The sequence below is a fragment of the Desulforegulaceae bacterium genome, from assembly GCA_034006035.1.
In the GTDB taxonomy this organism is placed as follows: domain Bacteria; phylum Desulfobacterota; class Desulfobacteria; order Desulfobacterales; family JACKCP01; genus JACKCP01.
On record JAVETN010000001.1, the window covers coordinates 172,945 to 192,763 of the forward strand.

At 35.0% G+C, this 19,819-nt stretch carries 28 protein-coding genes; 22 read left to right on the forward strand and 6 right to left on the reverse strand.

Translation table 11 applies throughout. The features are described from left to right. Positions 1 to 12: 12 nt before the first annotated feature. The 20 genes from rpsH to RBR53_00895 all read left to right on the forward strand — a co-directional run bounded on the left by rpsH (position 13) and on the right by RBR53_00895 (position 11,007). Positions 13 to 414 carry a 30S ribosomal protein S8 gene (gene rpsH, locus RBR53_00800; protein MDY0131184.1) on the forward strand — a complete coding sequence of 134 codons (402 nt, stop codon included), beginning with the start codon at positions 13 to 15 and terminating at the stop codon, positions 412 to 414. 14 nt (positions 415 to 428) lie between these two features. Then, positions 429 to 965: a 50S ribosomal protein L6 gene (rplF, locus tag RBR53_00805; GenBank protein ID MDY0131185.1), complete on the forward strand. Its 537-nt coding sequence runs from the start codon at positions 429 to 431 to the stop codon at positions 963 to 965. 18 nt (positions 966 to 983) lie between these two features. Then, entirely contained in the window at positions 984 to 1,352 is a 369-nt protein-coding gene (gene rplR, locus RBR53_00810) for a 50S ribosomal protein L18 (protein MDY0131186.1), read from the forward strand. 18 nt (positions 1,353 to 1,370) lie between these two features. Then, entirely contained in the window at positions 1,371 to 1,868 is a 498-nt protein-coding gene (gene rpsE, locus RBR53_00815; GenBank protein ID MDY0131187.1) for a 30S ribosomal protein S5, read from the forward strand. Between the two features lie 57 nt (positions 1,869 to 1,925). Then, positions 1,926 to 2,108, forward strand: coding sequence for a 50S ribosomal protein L30 (gene rpmD / locus RBR53_00820; protein MDY0131188.1), 183 nt, complete (start codon positions 1,926 to 1,928; stop codon positions 2,106 to 2,108). Positions 2,109 to 2,111: 3 nt separating this feature from the next. Next, the gene (gene rplO, locus RBR53_00825; protein MDY0131189.1) at positions 2,112 to 2,558 is read left to right on the forward strand and encodes a 50S ribosomal protein L15; all 447 of its coding nucleotides are present in this window, start codon (positions 2,112 to 2,114) and stop codon (positions 2,556 to 2,558) included. Further along, positions 2,555 to 3,892 carry a preprotein translocase subunit SecY gene (gene secY, locus RBR53_00830; GenBank protein ID MDY0131190.1) on the forward strand — a complete coding sequence of 446 codons (1,338 nt, stop codon included), beginning with the start codon at positions 2,555 to 2,557 and terminating at the stop codon, positions 3,890 to 3,892. Before rplO ends, secY begins: the two co-directional genes overlap by 4 nt. 55 nt (positions 3,893 to 3,947) lie before the next feature. Beyond that, positions 3,948 to 4,169 carry a translation initiation factor IF-1 gene (gene infA, locus RBR53_00835; GenBank protein MDY0131191.1) on the forward strand — a complete coding sequence of 74 codons (222 nt, stop codon included), beginning with the start codon at positions 3,948 to 3,950 and terminating at the stop codon, positions 4,167 to 4,169. Positions 4,170 to 4,188: 19 nt separating this feature from the next. Then, complete coding sequence (gene rpmJ, locus RBR53_00840; GenBank protein MDY0131192.1) at positions 4,189 to 4,302, forward strand: 50S ribosomal protein L36; 114 nt, start codon at positions 4,189 to 4,191, stop codon at positions 4,300 to 4,302. Positions 4,303 to 4,313: 11 nt separating this feature from the next. Continuing rightward, the gene (gene rpsM / locus RBR53_00845) at positions 4,314 to 4,682 is read left to right on the forward strand and encodes a 30S ribosomal protein S13 (protein ID MDY0131193.1); all 369 of its coding nucleotides are present in this window, start codon (positions 4,314 to 4,316) and stop codon (positions 4,680 to 4,682) included. Positions 4,683 to 4,703: 21 nt separating this feature from the next. Continuing rightward, a complete protein-coding gene (gene rpsK / locus RBR53_00850) occupies positions 4,704 to 5,093 on the forward strand; it encodes a 30S ribosomal protein S11 (protein ID MDY0131194.1) in 390 nt (129 codons plus the stop codon). A gap of 46 nt (positions 5,094 to 5,139) precedes the next feature. Next, complete coding sequence (rpsD, locus tag RBR53_00855) at positions 5,140 to 5,766, forward strand: 30S ribosomal protein S4 (protein MDY0131195.1); 627 nt, start codon at positions 5,140 to 5,142, stop codon at positions 5,764 to 5,766. A 71-nt stretch (positions 5,767 to 5,837) separates the two neighbouring features. Continuing rightward, on the forward strand, positions 5,838 to 6,872 hold the full coding sequence (locus RBR53_00860) for a DNA-directed RNA polymerase subunit alpha (protein MDY0131196.1): 1,035 nt from the start codon (positions 5,838 to 5,840) through the stop codon (positions 6,870 to 6,872). Positions 6,873 to 6,881: 9 nt separating this feature from the next. Beyond that, a complete protein-coding gene (gene rplQ, locus RBR53_00865) occupies positions 6,882 to 7,259 on the forward strand; it encodes a 50S ribosomal protein L17 (GenBank protein MDY0131197.1) in 378 nt (125 codons plus the stop codon). Positions 7,260 to 7,835: 576 nt separating this feature from the next. Beyond that, a complete protein-coding gene (locus RBR53_00870; GenBank protein MDY0131198.1) occupies positions 7,836 to 8,435 on the forward strand; it encodes a hypothetical protein in 600 nt (199 codons plus the stop codon). 5 nt (positions 8,436 to 8,440) lie between these two features. Further along, positions 8,441 to 9,421 (forward strand): biotin synthase BioB, encoded by a 981-nt coding sequence (bioB, locus tag RBR53_00875; GenBank protein MDY0131199.1) that lies wholly within the window; start codon positions 8,441 to 8,443, stop codon positions 9,419 to 9,421. A 174-nt stretch (positions 9,422 to 9,595) separates the two neighbouring features. Further along, positions 9,596 to 9,859: a hypothetical protein gene (locus tag RBR53_00880; protein ID MDY0131200.1), complete on the forward strand. Its 264-nt coding sequence runs from the start codon at positions 9,596 to 9,598 to the stop codon at positions 9,857 to 9,859. Between the two features lie 89 nt (positions 9,860 to 9,948). Next, positions 9,949 to 10,155, forward strand: a complete 207-nt coding sequence (locus tag RBR53_00885) for a DUF2892 domain-containing protein (GenBank protein ID MDY0131201.1) — start codon at positions 9,949 to 9,951, stop codon at positions 10,153 to 10,155. Positions 10,156 to 10,400: 245 nt separating this feature from the next. Further along, complete coding sequence (locus RBR53_00890; protein MDY0131202.1) at positions 10,401 to 10,550, forward strand: hypothetical protein; 150 nt, start codon at positions 10,401 to 10,403, stop codon at positions 10,548 to 10,550. 55 nt (positions 10,551 to 10,605) lie between these two features. Continuing rightward, positions 10,606 to 11,007 carry a hypothetical protein gene (locus RBR53_00895; GenBank protein MDY0131203.1) on the forward strand — a complete coding sequence of 134 codons (402 nt, stop codon included), beginning with the start codon at positions 10,606 to 10,608 and terminating at the stop codon, positions 11,005 to 11,007. Between the two features lie 170 nt (positions 11,008 to 11,177). On the opposite strand, the gene cobA is transcribed toward RBR53_00895, so the two are convergent. The 5 genes from cobA to RBR53_00920 are packed head-to-tail and all read right to left on the reverse strand — an operon-like array spanning position 11,178 to position 17,065. Further along, positions 11,178 to 12,710 carry a uroporphyrinogen-III C-methyltransferase gene (gene cobA, locus RBR53_00900; GenBank protein MDY0131204.1) on the reverse strand — a complete coding sequence of 511 codons (1,533 nt, stop codon included), beginning with the start codon at positions 12,708 to 12,710 and terminating at the stop codon, positions 11,178 to 11,180. Positions 12,711 to 12,743: 33 nt separating this feature from the next. Continuing rightward, positions 12,744 to 12,986: a zinc ribbon domain-containing protein gene (locus RBR53_00905; protein ID MDY0131205.1), complete on the reverse strand. Its 243-nt coding sequence runs from the start codon at positions 12,984 to 12,986 to the stop codon at positions 12,744 to 12,746. A 19-nt stretch (positions 12,987 to 13,005) separates the two neighbouring features. Further along, a complete protein-coding gene (locus RBR53_00910; protein MDY0131206.1) occupies positions 13,006 to 14,244 on the reverse strand; it encodes a tetratricopeptide repeat protein in 1,239 nt (412 codons plus the stop codon). Between the two features lie 2 nt (positions 14,245 to 14,246). Beyond that, positions 14,247 to 15,668, reverse strand: a complete 1,422-nt coding sequence (selA, locus tag RBR53_00915; GenBank protein ID MDY0131207.1) for an L-seryl-tRNA(Sec) selenium transferase — start codon at positions 15,666 to 15,668, stop codon at positions 14,247 to 14,249. Continuing rightward, on the reverse strand, positions 15,659 to 17,065 hold the full coding sequence (locus tag RBR53_00920; protein MDY0131208.1) for an HDOD domain-containing protein: 1,407 nt from the start codon (positions 17,063 to 17,065) through the stop codon (positions 15,659 to 15,661). Before RBR53_00920 ends, selA begins: the two co-directional genes overlap by 10 nt. A 266-nt stretch (positions 17,066 to 17,331) precedes the next feature. On the opposite strand from RBR53_00920, the gene RBR53_00925 reads away from it, so the two are divergent. Further along, on the forward strand, positions 17,332 to 18,003 hold the full coding sequence (locus RBR53_00925) for an amino acid ABC transporter permease (GenBank protein ID MDY0131209.1): 672 nt from the start codon (positions 17,332 to 17,334) through the stop codon (positions 18,001 to 18,003). Positions 18,004 to 18,019: 16 nt separating this feature from the next. Further along, positions 18,020 to 18,742 (forward strand): amino acid ABC transporter ATP-binding protein, encoded by a 723-nt coding sequence (locus tag RBR53_00930; GenBank protein MDY0131210.1) that lies wholly within the window; start codon positions 18,020 to 18,022, stop codon positions 18,740 to 18,742. A 6-nt stretch (positions 18,743 to 18,748) separates the two neighbouring features. Here the strand turns inward: RBR53_00930 and RBR53_00935 are convergent, their stop codons facing one another. Further along, positions 18,749 to 19,783 (reverse strand): lipid A deacylase LpxR family protein, encoded by a 1,035-nt coding sequence (locus tag RBR53_00935; GenBank protein ID MDY0131211.1) that lies wholly within the window; start codon positions 19,781 to 19,783, stop codon positions 18,749 to 18,751. Between the last annotated feature and the right edge of the window lie 36 nt (positions 19,784 to 19,819).

A 19,819-nucleotide genomic window follows, 5' to 3' on the forward strand; every position in this document is an offset into this window, starting at 1 on the left:
GGAGAAATAATTATGAGTGCAATCACAGATTCGATTGCAGATTTGCTAACAAGAATAAGAAACGCAGGAAATGCAAAGCTGGAAAGCGTTGATATCCCTAATTCAAAACTTAAGACTGAAATGGTGTCTATTCTAAAAGACCAGGGTTATATTCGCGATTATAAAGTTGTTGAAGACGACAAGCAGGGAATATTGCGTGTTTACCTTAAATTTATGGAAGGCAGAAAACACGTAATTTTCGGTATCGAAAGAGTTAGTAGGCCAAGCAGAAGGGTTTACTCGAATGCATCAGAAATTCCAAGGGTGAGAAATGGACTTGGAATATCAATTTTGTCTACATCAAAAGGCCTTTTGATTGATAAGGAAGCAAGAAATCAAAATGTAGGCGGAGAAATACTCTGTAATGTTTGGTAAGAATAGGAGATGAGATGTCACGTATAGGAAACAAGCCTGTTAAATTCTCTGGAAGTGTTAAGGCAGAGTATAAAGACAATATTATTTTTATAGAAGGAGCCAAGGGTAAACTTGAGCAGGAAGTTCATCCTGACGTTGAGCTTGAAGTATCCGATGGAGTTATCAATGTGAAAGCAAAGTCCCAGGCAAAGGAAGTAAGAGCCTTTCAAGGGATGATAAGATCGTTGGTGGCTAACATGGTTACTGGCGTAAGCGAGGGGTTTAAAAAAGTCCTTGAGGTTAACGGTGTGGGTTATAGAGCCGAATTAAAGGGAAGTGAACTTGTATTGAGCCTTGGTTATTCTAACCCTGTGGTTTACAAAGTGCCCCAGGGTATTGAAGTAGCAGTTGAGGGTAATAAAATTACCGTTTCAGGTATAGACAAACAAAAGGTTGGCCATGTAGCGGCTGAAATAAGAGAAAAAAGACCGCCTGAGCCTTACAAAGGCAAAGGTGTTAAATATGCTGATGAGCATATTATCAGAAAAGCCGGTAAAGCAGCCAAAGCTTAATTAATAAGAGGTGTTAAAATGGGTTTTAAAAAAGAACCTAAAGTCGTTTCCAGACGTAAAAGGAAGATAAGAATCAGAAAGAAGTTTTCTGGCAGTGCTGAATGTCCAAGGCTTTCGGTATTCAGAAGTTCAAGGCACATTTCTGCTCAGATAGTTGATGATTCAAAGGGACAGACTCTTGCTTCTGCATCCACTCTAGAAAAAGAACTCAGGGCTGGGGAATTTAAAAACAAAACTGAGGCAGCTGTTCAAATTGGAAAGCTTGTAGCTGAAAGAGCAAAAGATAAAGGTGTTCAAAAGGTTGTTTTTGACAGAAATGGCTATCTTTATCATGGAAGGGTTAAAGCTTTATCTGAGGGTGCCAGAGAAGCCGGTCTGAATTTTTAATTAGCTTAGGAGGCTGTTTTGTTTAAAAGAGAGACAGATGATAAACAACTTATAGATAAAGTTGTTCACATAAAAAGAGTCGCCAAGGTTGTTAAGGGCGGTCGTAAATTCAGCTTTGGAGCCTTGGTTGTAGTCGGAGATGGTCAAGGTAGAGTTGGATATGGTAGCGGCAAGGCAGGGGAAGTGCCTGAAGCGATAAGAAAAGCGGTTGAACAGGCAAAAAGAAACATGACTACAGTTTATTTAAGAAATGGAACTATCCCATATACTACCCATGGAAAATTTGGAGCAGGGGATGTATTGCTCAAGCCGGCAGCGCCTGGAACAGGTGTTATTGCTGGTGGTGCTGTTCGTTCTGTTCTTGAGGCTGCGGGAGTAACAGATATTTTGACCAAGTGTCTTGGGACTAATAATCCAAACAACGTAGTCAGGGCAACTATAAATGGTCTTGTCAATATTGAAAGTCCCGAGCAGGTTGCTCAAAGAAGAGGGATTGAAGTAAGCGATCTTTTCTAAGGCAACGCCTGCTTGAAATCATTTTATCGGGATTTGAAAGGTTTAAAAAGGTTTAAAATGGCAGAAAAACTTAAAATAACCATGATTAAAAGTATGATCAGCCGGCCTGAAAAACATAAAAAGACACTCAGGGCAATGGGGCTGACTAAAATTGGCAAACAGGTCGAAATGCAGGATATTCCATCAGTTAGAGGAATGATCCGTAAAGTTGAGCATTTGGTGAAGGTTGAGGAGATTTAGTTTATGAGACTTCATGAGCTTTCACCGGCTGAAAACAGCCGGAAAAAGAGAAAAAGAAAAGGTCGCGGACCTGGCTCAGGCAACGGAACAACAGCTGGTCGCGGAACAAAGGGACTTAAATCACGCTCTGGCGGAAAAGTTAAAAGAGGCTTTGAAGGCGGGCAGATGCCCCTTCATAGAAGACTTCCTAAAAGAGGTTTTACAAATATTTTTAAAAAAGATTATAGTGTTATAAATCTTGAGGCATTAGCATCTTTTGACGCTAATTCAGAAATAGATGAAAAAATTCTTTTGGCTTCAAGAAAAGTAAGCAGAATTGGCGATGGTGTTAAGGTTCTCGGGGGAGGAGAAATTAATATTCCTCTTAACATTAAAGTTACAAGTGCAAGTAAATCTGCGATAGAAAAAATTGAAGCGGCAGGCGGCCGAGTTGAGGTAAATATAAAATGATAACTGGCAGCGGATATCAGAACATATTCAAACAGGCTGAACTGAAGAAAAGACTACTTGTAACAGCACTTCTTTTAATAGTTTATAGAGTAGGTGTTCATGTTCCGACTCCCGGAATTGACAGACAGGCTCTTGTATCTTTGTTTGCATCGGCTAAAGGCACATTGTTTTCAATGTTTGACATGTTCGCCGGGGGTGCGTTAAGTCAGCTTTCAGTGTTTGCCCTTGGTATTATGCCTTATATCAGTGCTGCAATTATTTTTGAATTGCTCCAGGTTTCCATTCCCCATTTACAGCAGTTGAAAAAAGAAGGTGAGCAGGGAAGGCGCAGGCTTACTCAATATACAAGATATGCTACTGTGGGAATAAGTCTTATCCAGGGTATCGGAATCAGTATAGGGCTTGAAAATATGACTTCACCCGGAGGAGCTCCTATAGTTATCGAGCCGGGATGGAGTTTTAGAATTATGACAATGATTACCCTTACCGCAGGTACTGTTTTTATAATGTGGTTAGGTGAGCAGATTACAGAAAGGGGAATAGGCAATGGAATTTCCCTGATTATTTTTGCAGGTATAGTTGCTAGAATGCCTGTGGCAATAACAAATACATTCAGGCTTGTTTCCCAAGATGAGATGGGTGTTTTCGGACTTATTCTTCTCCTTGTTTTAATGGTTGGAGTTATAGCCTTTATTAATTTTATGGAGCAGGCTCAAAGAAGAATACCTGTGCATTATGCAAAAAGGGTAGTTGGAAGAAAAATGTTCGGTGGTCAAAATTCACATCTTCCATTAAAGATTAACAGTGCAGGAGTAATTCCACCGATTTTTGCATCTTCAATAATGATGTTTCCGGCAACTCTTGCAAATATAATTGATATACCGGCAATGGAAGCTTTTTCTAGGGTAATGTCCCCTCAAACAATTACTTACAATTTAATTTATGTAGCTTTTATTGTATTTTTTTGTTTCTTTTATACGGCCATTCAGTTTAATCCCGAAGATCTTGCAGAAAATCTTAAAAAAGGCGGAGGTTATGTTCCTGGAATAAGACCTGGAAAAAAGACAACTGAGTACATTGATAAGGTAATTACACGATTGACTTTGATTGGCTCAATTTATATTTCTGCTGTCTGTATTCTTCCGACTTTATTAATTGCAAAATACAATGTACCGTTTTATTTTGGCGGTACAGCTCTTTTGATTGTTGTTGGTGTTGCAATAGATTTTGTTGGTCAGGTTGAATCTCATCTAATTAACAGGAATTATCAGGGATTTTTAACAAATGATAATTCAGGTAACAAAAAGAAAAAAGCTGGACTTAGTATAAGGTAGGTGTTATTTTACAAAGTTTGCTTTTTTCCTGTTCTGTAAATTGAAAGGAGTAGAAATGGCAAAGGAAGAAGCCATTAAGGTTGAAGGCACGGTAACAGAAACCCTGCCTAATGCAATGTTTCATGTTGAACTAGAAAATGGACATGAAATACTTGCGCATATTTCGGGAAAAATGCGAATGCATTTTATAAAAATTTTACCTGGAGACCAGGTTACTGTTGAACTTTCTCCATACGATTTGACAAGGGGAAGAATAGTATACAGAGCTAAAAAATAGAATCTAACAGAGGTTAATTATGAAAGTCAGACCTTCAGTAAAAAAGATGTGCAGAAATTGTCGCATCATAAAGAGAAAAGGTGTGGTTAGGGTTATTTGTACAAACAAGCGTCATAAACAGAGGCAGGGTTAAAGGGGGGTATTTTGGCTAGGATAGCAGGTGTAGATTTACCCAAAAATAAAAGAGCGGATATAGCTCTGACATATATTTACGGTGTTGGTAAAACAACAGCTTCTAATATATTGAAGAGTTTGGATATTGACAACTCAGTGAAAATAATGGATCTCACTGACGATGAAGTCAATAAAATCAGACGCAAAATTGACGGCGAATATAAAGTTGAAGGCGAGCTGAGAAGTGAAAGAGCCATGAACATTAAACGCCTAATGGATTTAGGGTCTTACAGGGGGCTTAGACATAGAAGAGGTCTTCCTGTGAACGGGCAAAGGACAAAAACCAATGCCAGGACAAGAAAAGGTCCTAGACGAATAGCTGTTACAAAGAAAAAATAAAATTTTGGAGTATTTTTTAAAATGGCAAAAGTAAAAGTCAAGAAGAAAAAAAAGGTCAGAAAGAATATATCTACTGGAGTTGCCCATATACTTTCAACATTTAATAACTCAATTGTAAGTATAACAGATACTTCCGGTAATGTAATCTGCTGGTCGACTTCAGGTGCTATGAGTTTTAAAGGTTCCAGGAAAAGCACACCTTTTGCTGCTCAGATGGCAGCTGAGGATGCAGCAAAAAAAGCAGTAGAAAATGGAATGAAAACTGTTGAAGTATATGTTAAGGGTCCAGGGGCAGGAAGAGAGTCTGCAATAAGAGCTCTTCAGTCAACAGGTCTTAACGTTACATCTATTAAGGATGTCACGCCTGTTCCGCATAACGGATGCCGTCCGCCCAAACGCAGAAGAGTTTAATTATATTTTGATATAGAAAAGTAATTTTTTAATTAAGGAGGAGGCCTTGTCTCGATACAGGGGAGCGGTGTGCAGACATTGCAGACGTGAAAATATAAAATTATTTCTAAAAGGCGATAGGTGCTTTACAGATAAATGTGCATTTGAAAGACGTTCTTATGCTCCTGGTCAGCATGGACAGAGAAGAACAAAGCTTACTGAATATGGAATTCAGCTTAGAGAAAAACAAAAAGTAAGAAGGCTTTACGGGCTTTCTGAAAAGCAGTTTAAGCTGACTTTCCAGAAGTCATCAAGACTCCAGGGTGTAACAGGAGAAAATTTTCTGGCTTCACTTGAACGCAGGCTTGACAATGTGATTTATCGCCTTGGATTTGCACCTTCAAGAAACCAGGCAAGACAGCTTGTAAGGCATAATCATTTTAAAGTTAATGGTAAAAAAGTTAATATACCTTCAATATTGGTAAAGTCCGGCGATGTTGTTGAACTTGTTGAAAAGAGCAGGAACAATCAGAGTATAAATGACTCTCTTGCTGCTGTAGAAAGACGTGGAATTGCTCAGTGGCTTGAGCTTGAAAAAGATAATTTTAAAGGTTTTGTGAAGAATATGCCTGTAAGGGAAGACATTGCACTGCCTATCCAGGAGAATCTTATTGTTGAGTTTTACTCCAGGTAGCGATTAATTTTAAAGTTCAGGGATTTTCATGTTTAACAATAAAAACCTTCCTGGCGTAAGGGAGTAAATTAATGTCATCAAATTCACAATTAGATGAAATTGTATATATTAACTGGCGAGAGATGATCAAGCCTGAAAAAGTTCAGGTAGAAACAACTGATACCTATGGAAAGTTTGTTTTTGAACCTCTTGAAAAAGGGTATTCTACAACTATCGGTAATTCCCTGAGACGTATAATTCTTTCTTCAATTTACGGAGCAGGGATAGTCAGGGTATGGGTTGAGGGCGTTACCCACGAATACTCAACAGTGCCAAATGTAATAGAAGATGTGTCAGATATTATTCTGAATCTTAAAGAGGTAAGGCTCAAGGCTTTTGATCTTGAACCGCGTATTATTGAGCTTAAAACAGATACACCTGGGAAGGTTTATGCTTCTCAGATAGTATCAGCGGACGGTTCCATAGAAGTTCTTAACCCTGACCAATATATTGCTACGGTTTCTCAGGGGGGAAATCTTAATATAAAAATGGAAGTCAGAATAGGTAAGGGATATACTTTATCAACTCAGAATAATGACGAGCCTATCTTAGAGGATTCTATTGCAGTTGATACTATATTTTCACCTGTAAAAAAAGTAAGTTACCATGTGGGAAATGCACGTGTGGGGCAAAAAACAGATTATGATAAGCTTACAATTGAGATCAGAACTGACGGATGTGTAACGCCTGAAGATTGTTTGGCTTACGCAGCAAAAATTTTAAAAGAACAGATGAATCCTTTTATTACTTTTGATGAGCACCTTGAACCTGAACCTGAGCCAGAAAAGACTGAAGAGGATAAGCCGAAATTCAATGAAAATTTATATAGAAGTGTTGATGAACTTGAGCTTTCAGTAAGAAGCTCAAATTGTCTTAAAAATGCAAAAATAAGGGCAATTTACCAGCTCGTTCAGAAAACTGAAAGTGAAATGCTTAAAACAAAGAATTTTGGCCGAAAATCATTGAATGAAATTAAGGAAGTCCTTGGGGAGATGGGTTTATCACTTGGAACCAAGTTAGAAGGTTTTGTGCCTCCTGAGGAAGATGATGAGGAAGACAAAGAATAGGAGCAGGATATGAGACACAAAGTATCAGGAGTTAAACTGGGCAGAACTTCAAGTCATCGCAACGCTATGTTTAGAAACATGGTTACCTCGCTTTTGAAGCATGGTCAGATCAAGACAACAGTTGTGAAGGCAAAAGAGCTTAGAAAATGGGCTGATAAAATGGTAACTCTTGCAAAAAGAGGAGATCTTCATGCCAGAAGGCAGGCTCTTGCGGTTATAAGGGAAAAAGAAGTTGCTCATAAAGTTTTTGAAGAAGCAGATGAAAGATTCGGCTCAAGAAATGGTGGATATACACGTATAGTAAGACTTGGAAATCGCAAAAGCGATGGTGCTCCAATGTGCGTTATTTCTATGTGTGAACCCCTAGATGAAAATAAAGCAGAATAATTTAAGCTTGAATTAAAATAAGATTGAAATTTTTATATATTTGAGCTGTAAAAGCCTGTAATTTTAATTACAGGCTTTTCTTATTTAAAGTCCATAAAATAAAGTCAAATTTTGTTTTATTCTTTTATATCTGCAAGTCCCGTATGGGTAGTTTTTTCAAGGTCAAGCTGGAAAATCTTAAAAAACCATTTTTCCTCCGCTTATAGAATAGGGTCAAATTTTTTTTGCTGAGCAATCAATAACAGTTTTAAGTTTTTTTACCCAGGCAACAAGGCTTATCCTTCCAAGAGTGTATTTGTTATAATATAGGAACTGATAATTTGTTATTACTTAATTTAAAAGTTTTCTAATTAAATTTTTTTTGGCTTTTTTGTTTAATTGGTAAAAGATTTTAATTGAAATTAACCATGATAAAGATAAATTTAAAATATTTTTGAGGATAATTTTTTAAAAATAGATTAACAATAAACAAAGCTAATATAAGTTTTTCTAATAGCCAAAATTTGATAAGTTTCAGAAGTAGAAGGTTTGAAAATTTTAAAATGACGAGCATAAGGTCAATCTTGGAGTATAAAATTGGATATTGAATTTCTTAAAAGCAAATTCAGACACAAGGCGGAAGCTGATATAAAAGACATTAGGATTGCAATTAAAGCTACGCCTTTTCTTGTTAAGGAAGTGATCCGGCTTGAAGAAGAGCTGGAGCTTAAAAACAATATGATTGAAAAACTTAAGAAAAAAATAAAGCATCAGCCTCCCCTTGTCCAGAAAGGGAAAAAGGACAAATTCAGCTGGATTGTAAAGGTTAATGAAGAAACCAATACAATTTTATTTCAGTTTTATGGTACTCCTGATAAGAGCGGAGCCAAAATATGTTCTAATGTGATTATAAATATGACAGAAAATCTTGAACCTGGGTTTTCTGTTATAAGTGATTTAAGAAAATTAAACATTGAATTCATGAGTAAGAGGCTTGGGTTTTATCTTAGAAAAGTTCACTACATTTTTTCAGGAATGGATATTAAATATCTTATAAGGGTAGTTGAAGATTCTAAAGATCTAGAAGTGATTATGGAGCATTGCAACGATAATGTAAATTTTAAAATGTTTAGTGTAACTTCCATTGAAGAGGCAAAAAATGTAATAAGAAATTTTGGAAAATATTTGAAGGAGTAAATTTAATGCTCAAAACAAAGCCTGAAGAGCTTATACAAAAAATTATTGATAAAAAACATTTTAAGCCAAAAGAGCTGCTAACTATATTAAGAATAAAAAAAAAAGATTTTACTAAACTAATCTATATAACTGATAAAGTGAGACATTATTTTTTTAAAGATAAAATAGGGCTTTGCAAAATCATGAATGCAAAGTCAGGAAATTGCAGTGAAGATTGTATTTTTTGCACCCAGTCGAGTATTTCATCTGCCAAGATTGAAAAATATAATTTTAAAAGTTCTGAAGAAATTATCAATGCGTCACAAAACCTGTCATTAACTCAGATAAGCAGGTTTGGAATTGTAACAAGCGGAAAAAGGCCTTTAAAAAAAGATGTTGATGAGTTTAAAAAAGCTCTTTTAATTCAAAAAGGCAAAAATCCAACTCTTTGTGCTTCTTTTGGAATTGCAGATTACCAGACTTTGAAGGAGCTTAAAAAAAGCGGACTTGAAAGATATCATCACAATCTTGAAACCTCTGAATCTTTTTTCACTAATGTTTGTACTACCCATAGTTTTAGTAAAAGAGTTGAAACTGTAAAAAATGCGAAAAAAGCAGGTTTAAAAGTTTGTTGTGGAGGACTTTTAGGTCTTGGAGAAACTGATGAGCAAATAGTAGAATTTGCACTTAGCCTTAAAGAACTTGATCCAGATTCAGTGCCTGTAAATTTTCTTGCTCCGACTAAAGGAACCAAAGTGTTTGGCTTTAATCACCTAACACCTTTTAAAAGCCTTTTAATAGTTGCTTTGCTCAGATTAGTGCTTCCTGACAAGGAAATAATAATTTGCGGAGGGAGAAAAGAGAATCTTAAATCACTTTTCCCTTTTGTTTTCCATGCCGGAGCCTCCAATTTAATGACAGGCGATTATCTTACAACCGCAGGTGAAGAAATGGAAAATGACCTTGAACTTTTAAGGGAGCTTGGGTTTAATCCACTTGACTCTTGATTTGTTAAAAAACAGTCAAATCAGCTGAAAATTAATTGGAAGACTATTGGCTGAAATTTATTAAGTTTGTTTTTTTAAGAATTAAATGTTTGTAAAATATTATTAAATCTGCAAAATAGTTTAGTTTTTATTATCTAAATTTATTAACTTAATTAAAAGGTCGAGAATAAAAAAATGAAACCTATAAGAGTTATTCTTACAGAAAAAGAAAAAAATCTTATACTTGAAAACACTTTTGCTCCTGATTACTTAGTCTTTCGTTTAAAAGAAGCAGAAGTAAAAGGCAAATACTTTAAAGTTGATTATAGTTATGATGAACTTGACGAGCTTGCAGGATTTATTGCCGCAGAGTTCAATCATACAATAGATGAAAAAATACGCAGAGATCTTGATAAGTTATCCGACAAAATCAATCTAATTATTGAGGACGAATACTAGGGGATTAAAATTTTTTTATACTTAGCGATTGGCCAAAAGTTAAGATTGATTAGAATTAAATTTAAAACACAAGTTTTAAGGAGGCTTTAATGAACGTTGAAAGAGGGGTAATGGCAATTGCAGGGTTATTTGTTTTTTTAAGTGTTCTTCTTGGCTGGCTTCATTCTCCTTATTGGTTTATTTTTACAGGATTTGTAGGTGTGAATCTTTTTCAGGCATCATTTACAAAGTTTTGTCCCATGGCTGTTCTTTTAAAAAAATTTGGTCTTAAAAACGGAGTTGTGTTTGATAAGTAAATTTTATTGAGCAGTGATAAATTTTTCGATGATTCGATTCTAGCTTGGGTGAAAACAATTAGAGTTAGTCTCAAAAAAAGATTTGCTTTATTTTGTTTTCCATATTTAATGGGGATTCAAGTTTGAAATCTAATCTTCAAAAGCAATTAAAAGTTGATTTAGCTTCATTCTATTATGGCTTTAAAATTTTTTTCAGGAGGTCTAAGATTCCAACTGAAATGAAGTTTTTAAAATAATTCATAGATTTGAAATTTGGTAAATACAAAGTAAGGGCTGAAGTAAATGGACGTTTTGGCAATCTTAATATTTCAAGGATAGAAGTTTTAATTGAAGATTTTTTAGAAGCTGAGAAAGATAAAGATTTGTCAACTTGTTTTATTTCAGCTCTTTTGTAGCTAAGGGCCTGGTGTTTTATTGAAAATGTTTGGGTTGAGCAAAAGGGTTTTGCAAATGAAAAGGCTTGTAAAAAAACTGTTTAATTCAAGGCAGGTTGTTTTTGATAAAGGTAGATTTGATAATTGGTGTGTTTATGTTGAGGAAGCTTCAGGATTTAAAAAAGCTCCTTTTGATTCAATGTATTTTTCAGATCTTCAAAAACTTTCTAAATTTTACCCAGACAAAAAAGTATACAATGATTTTGTCAGAATTTACAATGATACAAGTGAGAAAATCGATAAAAATGTATTGAACCTGATTGATGAAATTGTATCAACCTATGATAAAAAGCACCAGATAATAGTAGAGCAGTGGTTCACAGTTATTTACGCAGGTATGATAGCCGAAGAAAATAAAAAAAGGGCTATTTTAAAAAAAAGAGTTAAAAGACTTGGAATTTATCAAGTTCTAATTTAGGGAATGGCCCCTGAAGCTGCTGCAAAATTTAGTTATGGTAAAAAATGGTATGAGCTTGATAAAGTGATGAAAAATTCGGGCTTTTAATAACCGATATAAACTTAACCTGTGATGAATTGGCTGATTTTCAACCTTGCCGGATTTTCCGGCAAGATAGAAAAACAATAAATTTATTTTTTATAAAGTTTTAAAATTGAATCAACAAGCCCGTCTATTGTATATTCCTCTGCTGTAATTTCAGGGTTAATACCAAGTTTAATTGCTGTATCTGTTGTTATTGGGCCTATGGAAACCGACTGGAATTTATTTGTTGCAGATTTAAATTCATCTTCAGTAAAAAGAGCCTTGAAATTTTTTACAGTTGATGAACTTGTAAATGTAACTATGTCTATTTTACCGTTTAATATATCAGAAAGTATTTCATCTTTTTTATCTGATTGGGGAATTGTTTTGTAAGCTGTTACCTCATCAACAAGAGCTCCCATTTTTCTAAGCTCATCTGGAAGAACAGATCTTGCTTCCAAGGCTTTTGGAATAAGAATTTTCTTGTTTTTTACATTAATATTTTCAAAGGCTTCAATAATAGATTCTGCCCTATAACTTTTTGGAAAAACATCTGAATTTATTCCATATTTTTTAAGTTCATCTCTTGTTGCAGGGCCAATTACAGCAGTATTTAAGTTTCCTAAAATCCTTAGATCAAGATTTTTTTCAAACAAAGCATCAAAAAAATGTTTTACTCCGTTGACACTTGTGAAAATTAGCCAGGAATAATCTTTTATTTTTTCAATTGAATTGAAAAGGTCTGATTTATTGTCTGGTTCAATTATTTTTATTGTAGGATATTCAATGCAGTCAGCACCAAGAGCCAAAAGTTTTTCAACAAGTGAACTTGCCTGAGCCCTTGCTCTTGTGATCATTATTTTCTTTCCAAGAAGAGGGCGTTTTTCTTCAAACCATTTGAGTTTGTCCCTGTAGTTTACAACTTCTCCAACAACTATAATTGCCGGGGCTTTAAAGTTGCTTTTTTTTACTTTTTCAGCAATATTTTCAAGAGTTCCCCTAATAGTCTCTTGGGATGGGGTGGTTCCCCATCTTATAAGTCCAACAGGAGTTTGTGGATCTTTTCCGTTTTCAATCAGTTTTTTTGAAATATTTGGAAGGTTTTTTACTCCCATTAAAAAAACTATGGTTCCCATTCCTTTTGCAAGGCTCTCCCAATTTATGGAAGAAGTTTTTTTTGTTGGATTTTCATGGCCTGTCACAATTGCAAGTGTAGAGTTTGCACTTCTGTGGGTAAGGGGAATTCCTGCATAGGCAGGGGCTGAGATTGCAGATGTTACTCCAGGTACAATTTCAAATTCAATATTATTATCTTTCAAAACTTCAGCTTCTTCTCCCCCACGCCCGAAAATAAAAGGATCCCCTCCTTTGAGTCTGCATACAGTTTTTCCTTCAATTGCAAGTTTAACAAGTAGATTGTTGATTCCATCCTGGGAAAGGGTGTGATCCCCGCCTTTTTTTCCTACATAAATTTTTTCGGTATTTTCTTTTGCATGTCTTAAAAGGGTTTTGGACGCAAGATAGTCGTAAACAAGAACATCTGAATCTTCAATGCATTTTTTCCCTTTGATGGTAAGAAGCTCAGGGTCGCCAGGACCTGCTCCAACCAGATATACAAATCCTTTAAGATTGTTTCCCATTATAAAGAAAAGCCTTTCATATTTTTAAAATCATTACATTCCGCAGGAGGAACAATTGGTTGCTGGACATGTATTGCATGGGTTTGAGCCGGCAGAAGATTTGGTAGTTGGAGCCTCGCCTCCAAAAGACGCCCCCTTGCTGACAAATCCGCAGGCTGACATAAGCCTTGTAACCTCGGTAGTGCCGCATTTTGGGCATTCAGGAGTTTCTCCTGACATCACAAGAGCCTCAAAGTCTGTGTCGCATTTTTTGCAATGGTATTCATAGATTGGCATTTTATTACTCCTTGAAAATTTAGTTTTTAAATAATTTATGAGCTCTGTTTGTTTCATCTATGCTTTTTTCTTTTGAAACAAGCTCAAGTCTTTTTTTGAACAAAGGATTGTCTGGTTCCATTTTAAGACTTTCCTTTATAAAAGTTTTTGAAATTTCTCTATTTTCACCTTTTAGATAATAAATATAGCCAAGAGCTGAAAGTGCATAAGGGTTATCTGGATGAGATTTGAGAGATTTTTTATAAGCAAGAAAAGAGTTTTCCAAATCATTATCCAAAAGGTAGGTTTCCCCTAGATAATTTAAAACAACAGCACTTCCAGGCCTTATTGATTCAGCTTTTAAAAGATATTTAAGAGCCTTTGTATAGTTTTTTTTATCAAATTCAATTTTACCCAGATAAAATGGTATTTCATAAAAAGTCTCCGAAAGGCTTATTGCGTCCAAAAAAAATTTTTCAGCTGTTTTAAGCTTACCTTGAAGGTAATGAATCAAACCCTGATTGTAAAGAGGCATTATAAAATTATTACCTGAAGCGGAATATGCTTTTTCAAAGTATAAAAGAGATTTTTCAAAGTCTTTCTTTGCAGCAAAGCAGACCCCAAGGCTGTTTAGAATATTGTAATCTTTTTTATTCAGAAGAAGCCCTTTTTCAAGTTCTTTTATTGAGTTATCAATCTCTTTTTTCTGAAAAAAATCATCTGAGCTTATATTAAGACTCACAGAGTCAAATACAGCAGTTTTTTCTTCAAGCATTGAAGCATGAACAAGTGCTTTAAGGCAGTTTTCAGATAGATGTTTCTGTCTATAATTTATACATGGATGATAACTGATTCCTGCTATGGCTTCCATTTCTGTTTCTTTTTTAAAGCTTGATTTTATTTCAGAAGCAGTTTTTTTGAGAAAGACAATAGAGTTTGTGTTTATAAGGATTCCAGGAACTTTATTGTTCATGAAAACACATGGGTTTTTAGTTTTTTTACCAAATTTTTCGATAATAGTGCAAAGACTATCAAAAAGTTCGAGTGTATTTAAATCTTTTTCAAAAGGGGCAAGTGCAAATAAAATAAGTCCAAGGCTTTCATCGGAAGCAAAATGTGCAATTTCAGTGATATTGTTTGTATGGAAAAATGCAGAAAATCTTTTTTTAAGAATTTCTGCAATTATCTGATCTGAATAAATTATTTTGTGATTTTTTTCTCCTTCCTTGGCTGGATAGAGAAAATCGGGAATTTTATCAGGATTGAAATGTTTTTCCATTTTTAGCTTAGCTCATTTTTAAGATTTTTAAATGCCTTGGCAATTATTTCGGTTTCATTTTCTGATACTGTCCTGAGATCAAGAAGATATTTGTTGTTTTCAATTCTTCCCATTACCGGAGGGGTGTTTTTTCTCATCAGTTTTTCAAGTTGAGATGCGGACAATTTTGTTTCAATTCCAAGACAAATTGTTGGAATATTTGTTTCAGGAAGAGAGCCCCCTCCAGCCCTGGAGCTTGATTTAACAAAATTTGTTTTAAGATTTTTAATCTTAAGATTGTCTATAAGCTCTTTTAGTTCGTGTGCTTTTTGTTCAATTTCATTTAAAGTTTGGGAAATCATTTTAAGAGTTGGAATCTTTTTAACTGCTTGTTTTGGATCTCTATAAAGCCTCAAGGTGATTTCAAGAGCTGCCAGAGTCATTTTATCAATTCTTAAAGCTCTTGTAAGAGGGTTTTTTCTTATTTCTTCAATAAGCCCTTTTTTGCCTGCAATTATTCCAGCCTGGGGACCTCCCAAAAGTTTGTCTCCGCTAAAAGTTACAAGATCTGTTCCTGCCTTTACAGATTCTGTTACTGTAGGTTCCTTTGGAAGACCGAAATTTGAAAAATCAATAAATGTTCCACTTCCTAGATCTTCCATGAAGATTATATTTTTTTTCATGGAGAGTTTTGAAAGTTCTTCAAGAGATACTTTTGAAGTAAAGCCTATTATATCAAAATTGCTTGTATGAACCTTTAAAAACATTGCTGTTTTTGTTTCCTCATAAGCATTTTCATAATCTTTTAAATGAGTTCTATTGGTTGTTCCAACCTCTTTTAAAATAGCTCCGCTTTTTTCCATTACTTCAGGGATTCTGAAAGACCCTCCGATTTCTACAAGCTCTCCTCTTGAAACCACAACTTCTTTTCCCTTTGCAAAAGTATCCAGGCATAAAAGAACAGCAGCAGCATTGTTATTTACAACCATTGCAGCTTCACACCCTGAAATTTCGCATACAAGATCTTCTACAAGAGAGTATCTTAAGCCTCTTTTTCCTGTTTTAAGGTCAAGTTCAAGATTGGAAAAACCTGTTGCCCTTTCAAACACAAATTCAGCTGCTTCCTTTGCAAGAAGGGAACGGCCAAGATTGGTATGAACAACCACTCCTGTTGCATTTATTACCCTTTTAAAATTGGGTTCATGGGCTTTTAATATTTTTTTGTATACTTTTTCTGCTATTTCATCAGAATTTACTTGTTCTTTACAATTGTATTTTTCTGAGACAATGTCTTGTCTTAAATCATCGACAACTTCTTTTGTTTTTCTTGAAATAAGAGATTTGGGAATACTTTTCACTGAGTATTTGTTGTTTATTTTTAAAATCAGTTTGTCTATTCCTGGAATTTCCTTTAACCTATTTTTTTTTTCATCGTTTAATGGCATAAAACTCCCCCAGCAACTTTTATACAATCTTTTTTACCTGAAATTTCATTCAACTTCAATGGGAAGAGTGCTGAAAACTCTTTTAAAGGGAGTTGGTGGGTGAATTCAAGTATTTTTTTTGGAGAAAGGGAGACTTTTTCAAGAAGATCAAGTGTAATATCCATTCTTGATGTTTCAGGAAGAACTCCTGTCATATACCATGAGCTTAAAATATCAGCTATATGAGTCAGTATGATTATATTTTTATTTCTCTTGGCTTCTTTTGGGCGGTGATGAAGACTTATTATATCCTGAATAACTTCAGGTAGATTCCATTTTTTTGCAAGAAGAATCCCTGCCTCAGCATGGTCAAGCCCGAAAAGCTCTTTTTCCACATCAATAATATTTTTTGTTTTGTTGAGAAGTTCCCTGTAAAATAAGGGTTTGGATTTTGATACATATTGATCAAGAATTATTTTACCAATATCGTGGAGAAGTCCTGCTGTATATCCAGCTTGAGGAGGCTCTATCCTAGTATACTTACACAGCTTTTCGTTTATTAGTGCTGTTGAGAGACTGTGATGGAAAAGTCCTCCTTTACATAGGGAATAGCCTCTGTCTGAGGATGAAAACAATTCTTTAATATAATGATTTAAAATATGTTTTGCTAAGTTTTCTTCCCCGATTTGTAAAATAGCTTCATCGATTGTGTCTATAGGATAAGTTCTGTCAAAGAATGCAGAGTTTGACAGCTGAAGAACTTTTGCTGAAATTACTTGATCTTTTTTTATTTCTTTTCCAATATCCTTGAGCCCTGCTGATTTGGAATTTATCATTGAAATAATTTTGATGACAATTTGGGGAATAGGTTTTATTTGGTCTACTTTTTTTTCTATCTGTTTTTTTTCAGGTTTTTTAAACACATAATCTTTGGTTGAAATGCTGCATTCGTCTATCATAGGTAGAATGGATACTTCAAAGTTATTAAGATTTAAGCTCAGACAGGAAGAAAAAAAACCGCCTGTTTCCCATTGGCGGATATTTAATTTATAAAATTTTAGTATATTGGAAACTTTTTCAGCTGTTTTACCCCCTACATTTATGTAGAAATCCAAGTCAGTTGATTTTCCTTGAAAAGCCCCTCCTGCAACACTTACTTCCAGACAGCTTATCTCTGCTCCTTCTTTTATAAGCTCGTCAATGAATTTTGGAAGTCCTGTTGATGCATATTTTTCTTCAATATCGACAAAATTTGAATATGGCTCAGGTAAAAGGGTGTGGAGAATCCCCCCAACTTTATTTACTCTGTCAACAATTGCTATTCCTATACATGAGCCAAGACTTGCTTTAAGCTTTTTTTTCTGCTGCTTTGAAATGCACGATGTTCCGCTTTGGACTATTATATTTGGATAAAGCATTTTATTCCTGTTTTTTAATTTAAATTATTTTAATTTTGTTGAGAACCCTTTTTATTAACACCATATCAGTTTTGAATTCAACATAAATTTGATTGGTATTTGTTTTATCTGTTGCTGTTGTTTCTTTGATTTTGGAAATTGTTTTAAAGTCTGTACAAAAAAGATGAAAGTTTTCAAAATTGATTGGTTTAATAAATTTATCCTTTCCATATCTTTAATCTTAAATTATAAGTTTTGTAAAATTTCTATTCAGGAGATAAAAAAAAATGATAGACTTAAGTCTTTTATGGAAGCATAAGATTTTTATGTTGTCTGGAGCCGTGGTAACTTTAAAATTGACTCTGGGGGCAGTTTTAATAGGGCTTGTGCTGGGGATTCTTCTTGGAATGGGAAGAGTGTCAAGAATAATTCTTTTAAAGTGGTTCAGCGGATTTTATGTTCAGATTTTCAGAGGAACTCCAATGCTTTTGCAGATTTTTTTCATTTATTTTGGTGTTCCCCAGCTGTTTAATATAATTACTGGTCAGTCAATGTCTCCGGATCCTCTTATGGTTGGCATAGTAGCTCTTGGGCTTAACAGCGGTGCCTATGTTGCAGAAATTGTCAGGGCAGGTATCCAGGCTGTGGGTCAGGGGCAGATGGAAGCAGGAAGATCAATAGGGCTTTCATATAATCAGACAATGCGTCATATAATTCTTCCCCAGGCAATGAAAAAAATTATTCCCCCCCTTGGCAATGAAGCAATTGTTCTTTTAAAGGACTCTTCTCTTGTGTCTGTTATAGGAACTCAGGAGCTTATGTATTCTGCAAAAGTAATGGGAGCAAGGTATTATGATTATGTTCAGTTTCTTGTAGGAGCGGGAATTGTTTATCTTTTTTTCACCTTTGTAATAGCAAGGCTTCTTGCCAAGGTTGAAAAAAAACTTGATTACTCATAAACCATTGGATTTCAAAATGATAAAAATTGAAAATGTATTCAAGTCTTTTGGAGAGAATGAAGTTTTAAAAGGGATTAATCTTCAGATCAGCCCGGGTGAAGTTGTTGTGATAATCGGGCCCAGCGGATCTGGTAAATCAACTCTTTTAAGGTGTATGAACAGACTTGAAGAAGTTAGTTCAGGAAAAGTTGTTGTTGACGGTTTTGACCTTTGTTCAAAAGATGTAAATATTAATTTTATAAGAACTGAAATAGGAATGGTTTTTCAACAGTTCAACCTTTTTCCCCATAAGACTGTAATGCAAAATATTTGCCTTGGTCCAGTTGAAGTAAGAAAGGTCAGTAAAAAAGAGGCTGAAAAAATTGCATTTATTCTTTTGGAAAAGGTAGGGCTCAAAGAAAAGGCCTATGCTTATCCCGATCAATTAAGCGGAGGGCAGCAGCAAAGAATTGCCATTGCAAGATCCCTTTCTCTTAATCCAAAAGCTTTGCTTTTTGATGAACCTACTAGTTCTCTTGATCCAGAACTTGTCGGAGATGTTCTTGACGTAATGAAACAGCTTGCAAAAGAAGGGATGACCATGGTGGTTGTTACTCATGAAATGGGGTTTGCAAGAGAAATGGCCGATCGGGTGGTTTTTATGGATGAGGGAAAACTTGTGGAAGAGGCTTCCCCTGAAAAAATGTTTACTTCTCCTGAAAATGAAAGAACCAGAAGTTTTCTTGATAAGGTTTTGTAGGTTGATTTACCAGGAATAGGAAATACTTATTGTTCCGTAGCGTTGTTTGTCCTTTTGATCCTTGTAGAGTTTTGAATCAAATACATGGCCGTAAACAATGTTGAATCTGTGGACTATTATCCCAAGACCCAGTATTGTTGTTCCTGTGACAGGGTACCTTTTAACGCTGTGGCTGCTTTTAAATGTGTTTCCGTCCAGGAGAATATTTCTTGGTACAAACTTGGCGTCCATATTGCAAAAAAAATAAATTCCAAATCTTTCAAATTTAGGATAAAATCTTGGGTCTGCTTCATCAAGGGGAAAGTTTGTGTCTGTTGCAGGTCTTATTCTTGGGGTTCCGAAATCATTTGGGATATTATACCCCACCCTTAAGCCTATCCCTGACTGAAGGTAGATAAAAGCATTCCCAAAGGTTGCACTCATTTCCGGAATTATATCAAATCCAAATCCTTGATTGCTTTTTTGTTTTATCTTCCATCGCTTGGAATATACAAGTCCTAAAAATGGTTCGTTGGAAAGCTGATTGTCCCATCCCATAACTTCTTTCCAGTTGAAAGCATTATGGAGAGTTGTCTGGGTTTTTTCTGCTAAAGACAAGGGGCCTACTATCCCAGCTGAAAGTTCAATGGTTTGCATTTGTGTACTTGTTGTTGAAATTATTCCTGCACTTATATATGTCAGTCCTGCATAAGGTCTTTCGGTTTTGACAATTTCAGTTGCTTCGGTGTTTTCAGGGGTATAGATGTTTTGTCCCATGCTGAGAGAAAACGCTTGTTTTTTGCTTTTTTCTGAAAATTGAGTTAATTTTCCTATATTTTCTAGCAAATTTTGTACAGATAAATACCTGGGAGGAAGGTTGGCGTATGTCATGGAAAGCCTGATTCCATTGGTGTACTCTTTATCTGTATCAAAAAAAGTGTCATTTTCAAAAAAAAATGAAAAGGTTTTTGATGGAAGTGGACTTTTCTTATAGTTTAAGTCTTCAGCCCAAGAAGCAGTTGAAAATAAGATAAGGAAAATTAAAAAAAAGTTTTTTTTCATTGAACTTAAACTTAGATTGAATTAATTTATGGCAAA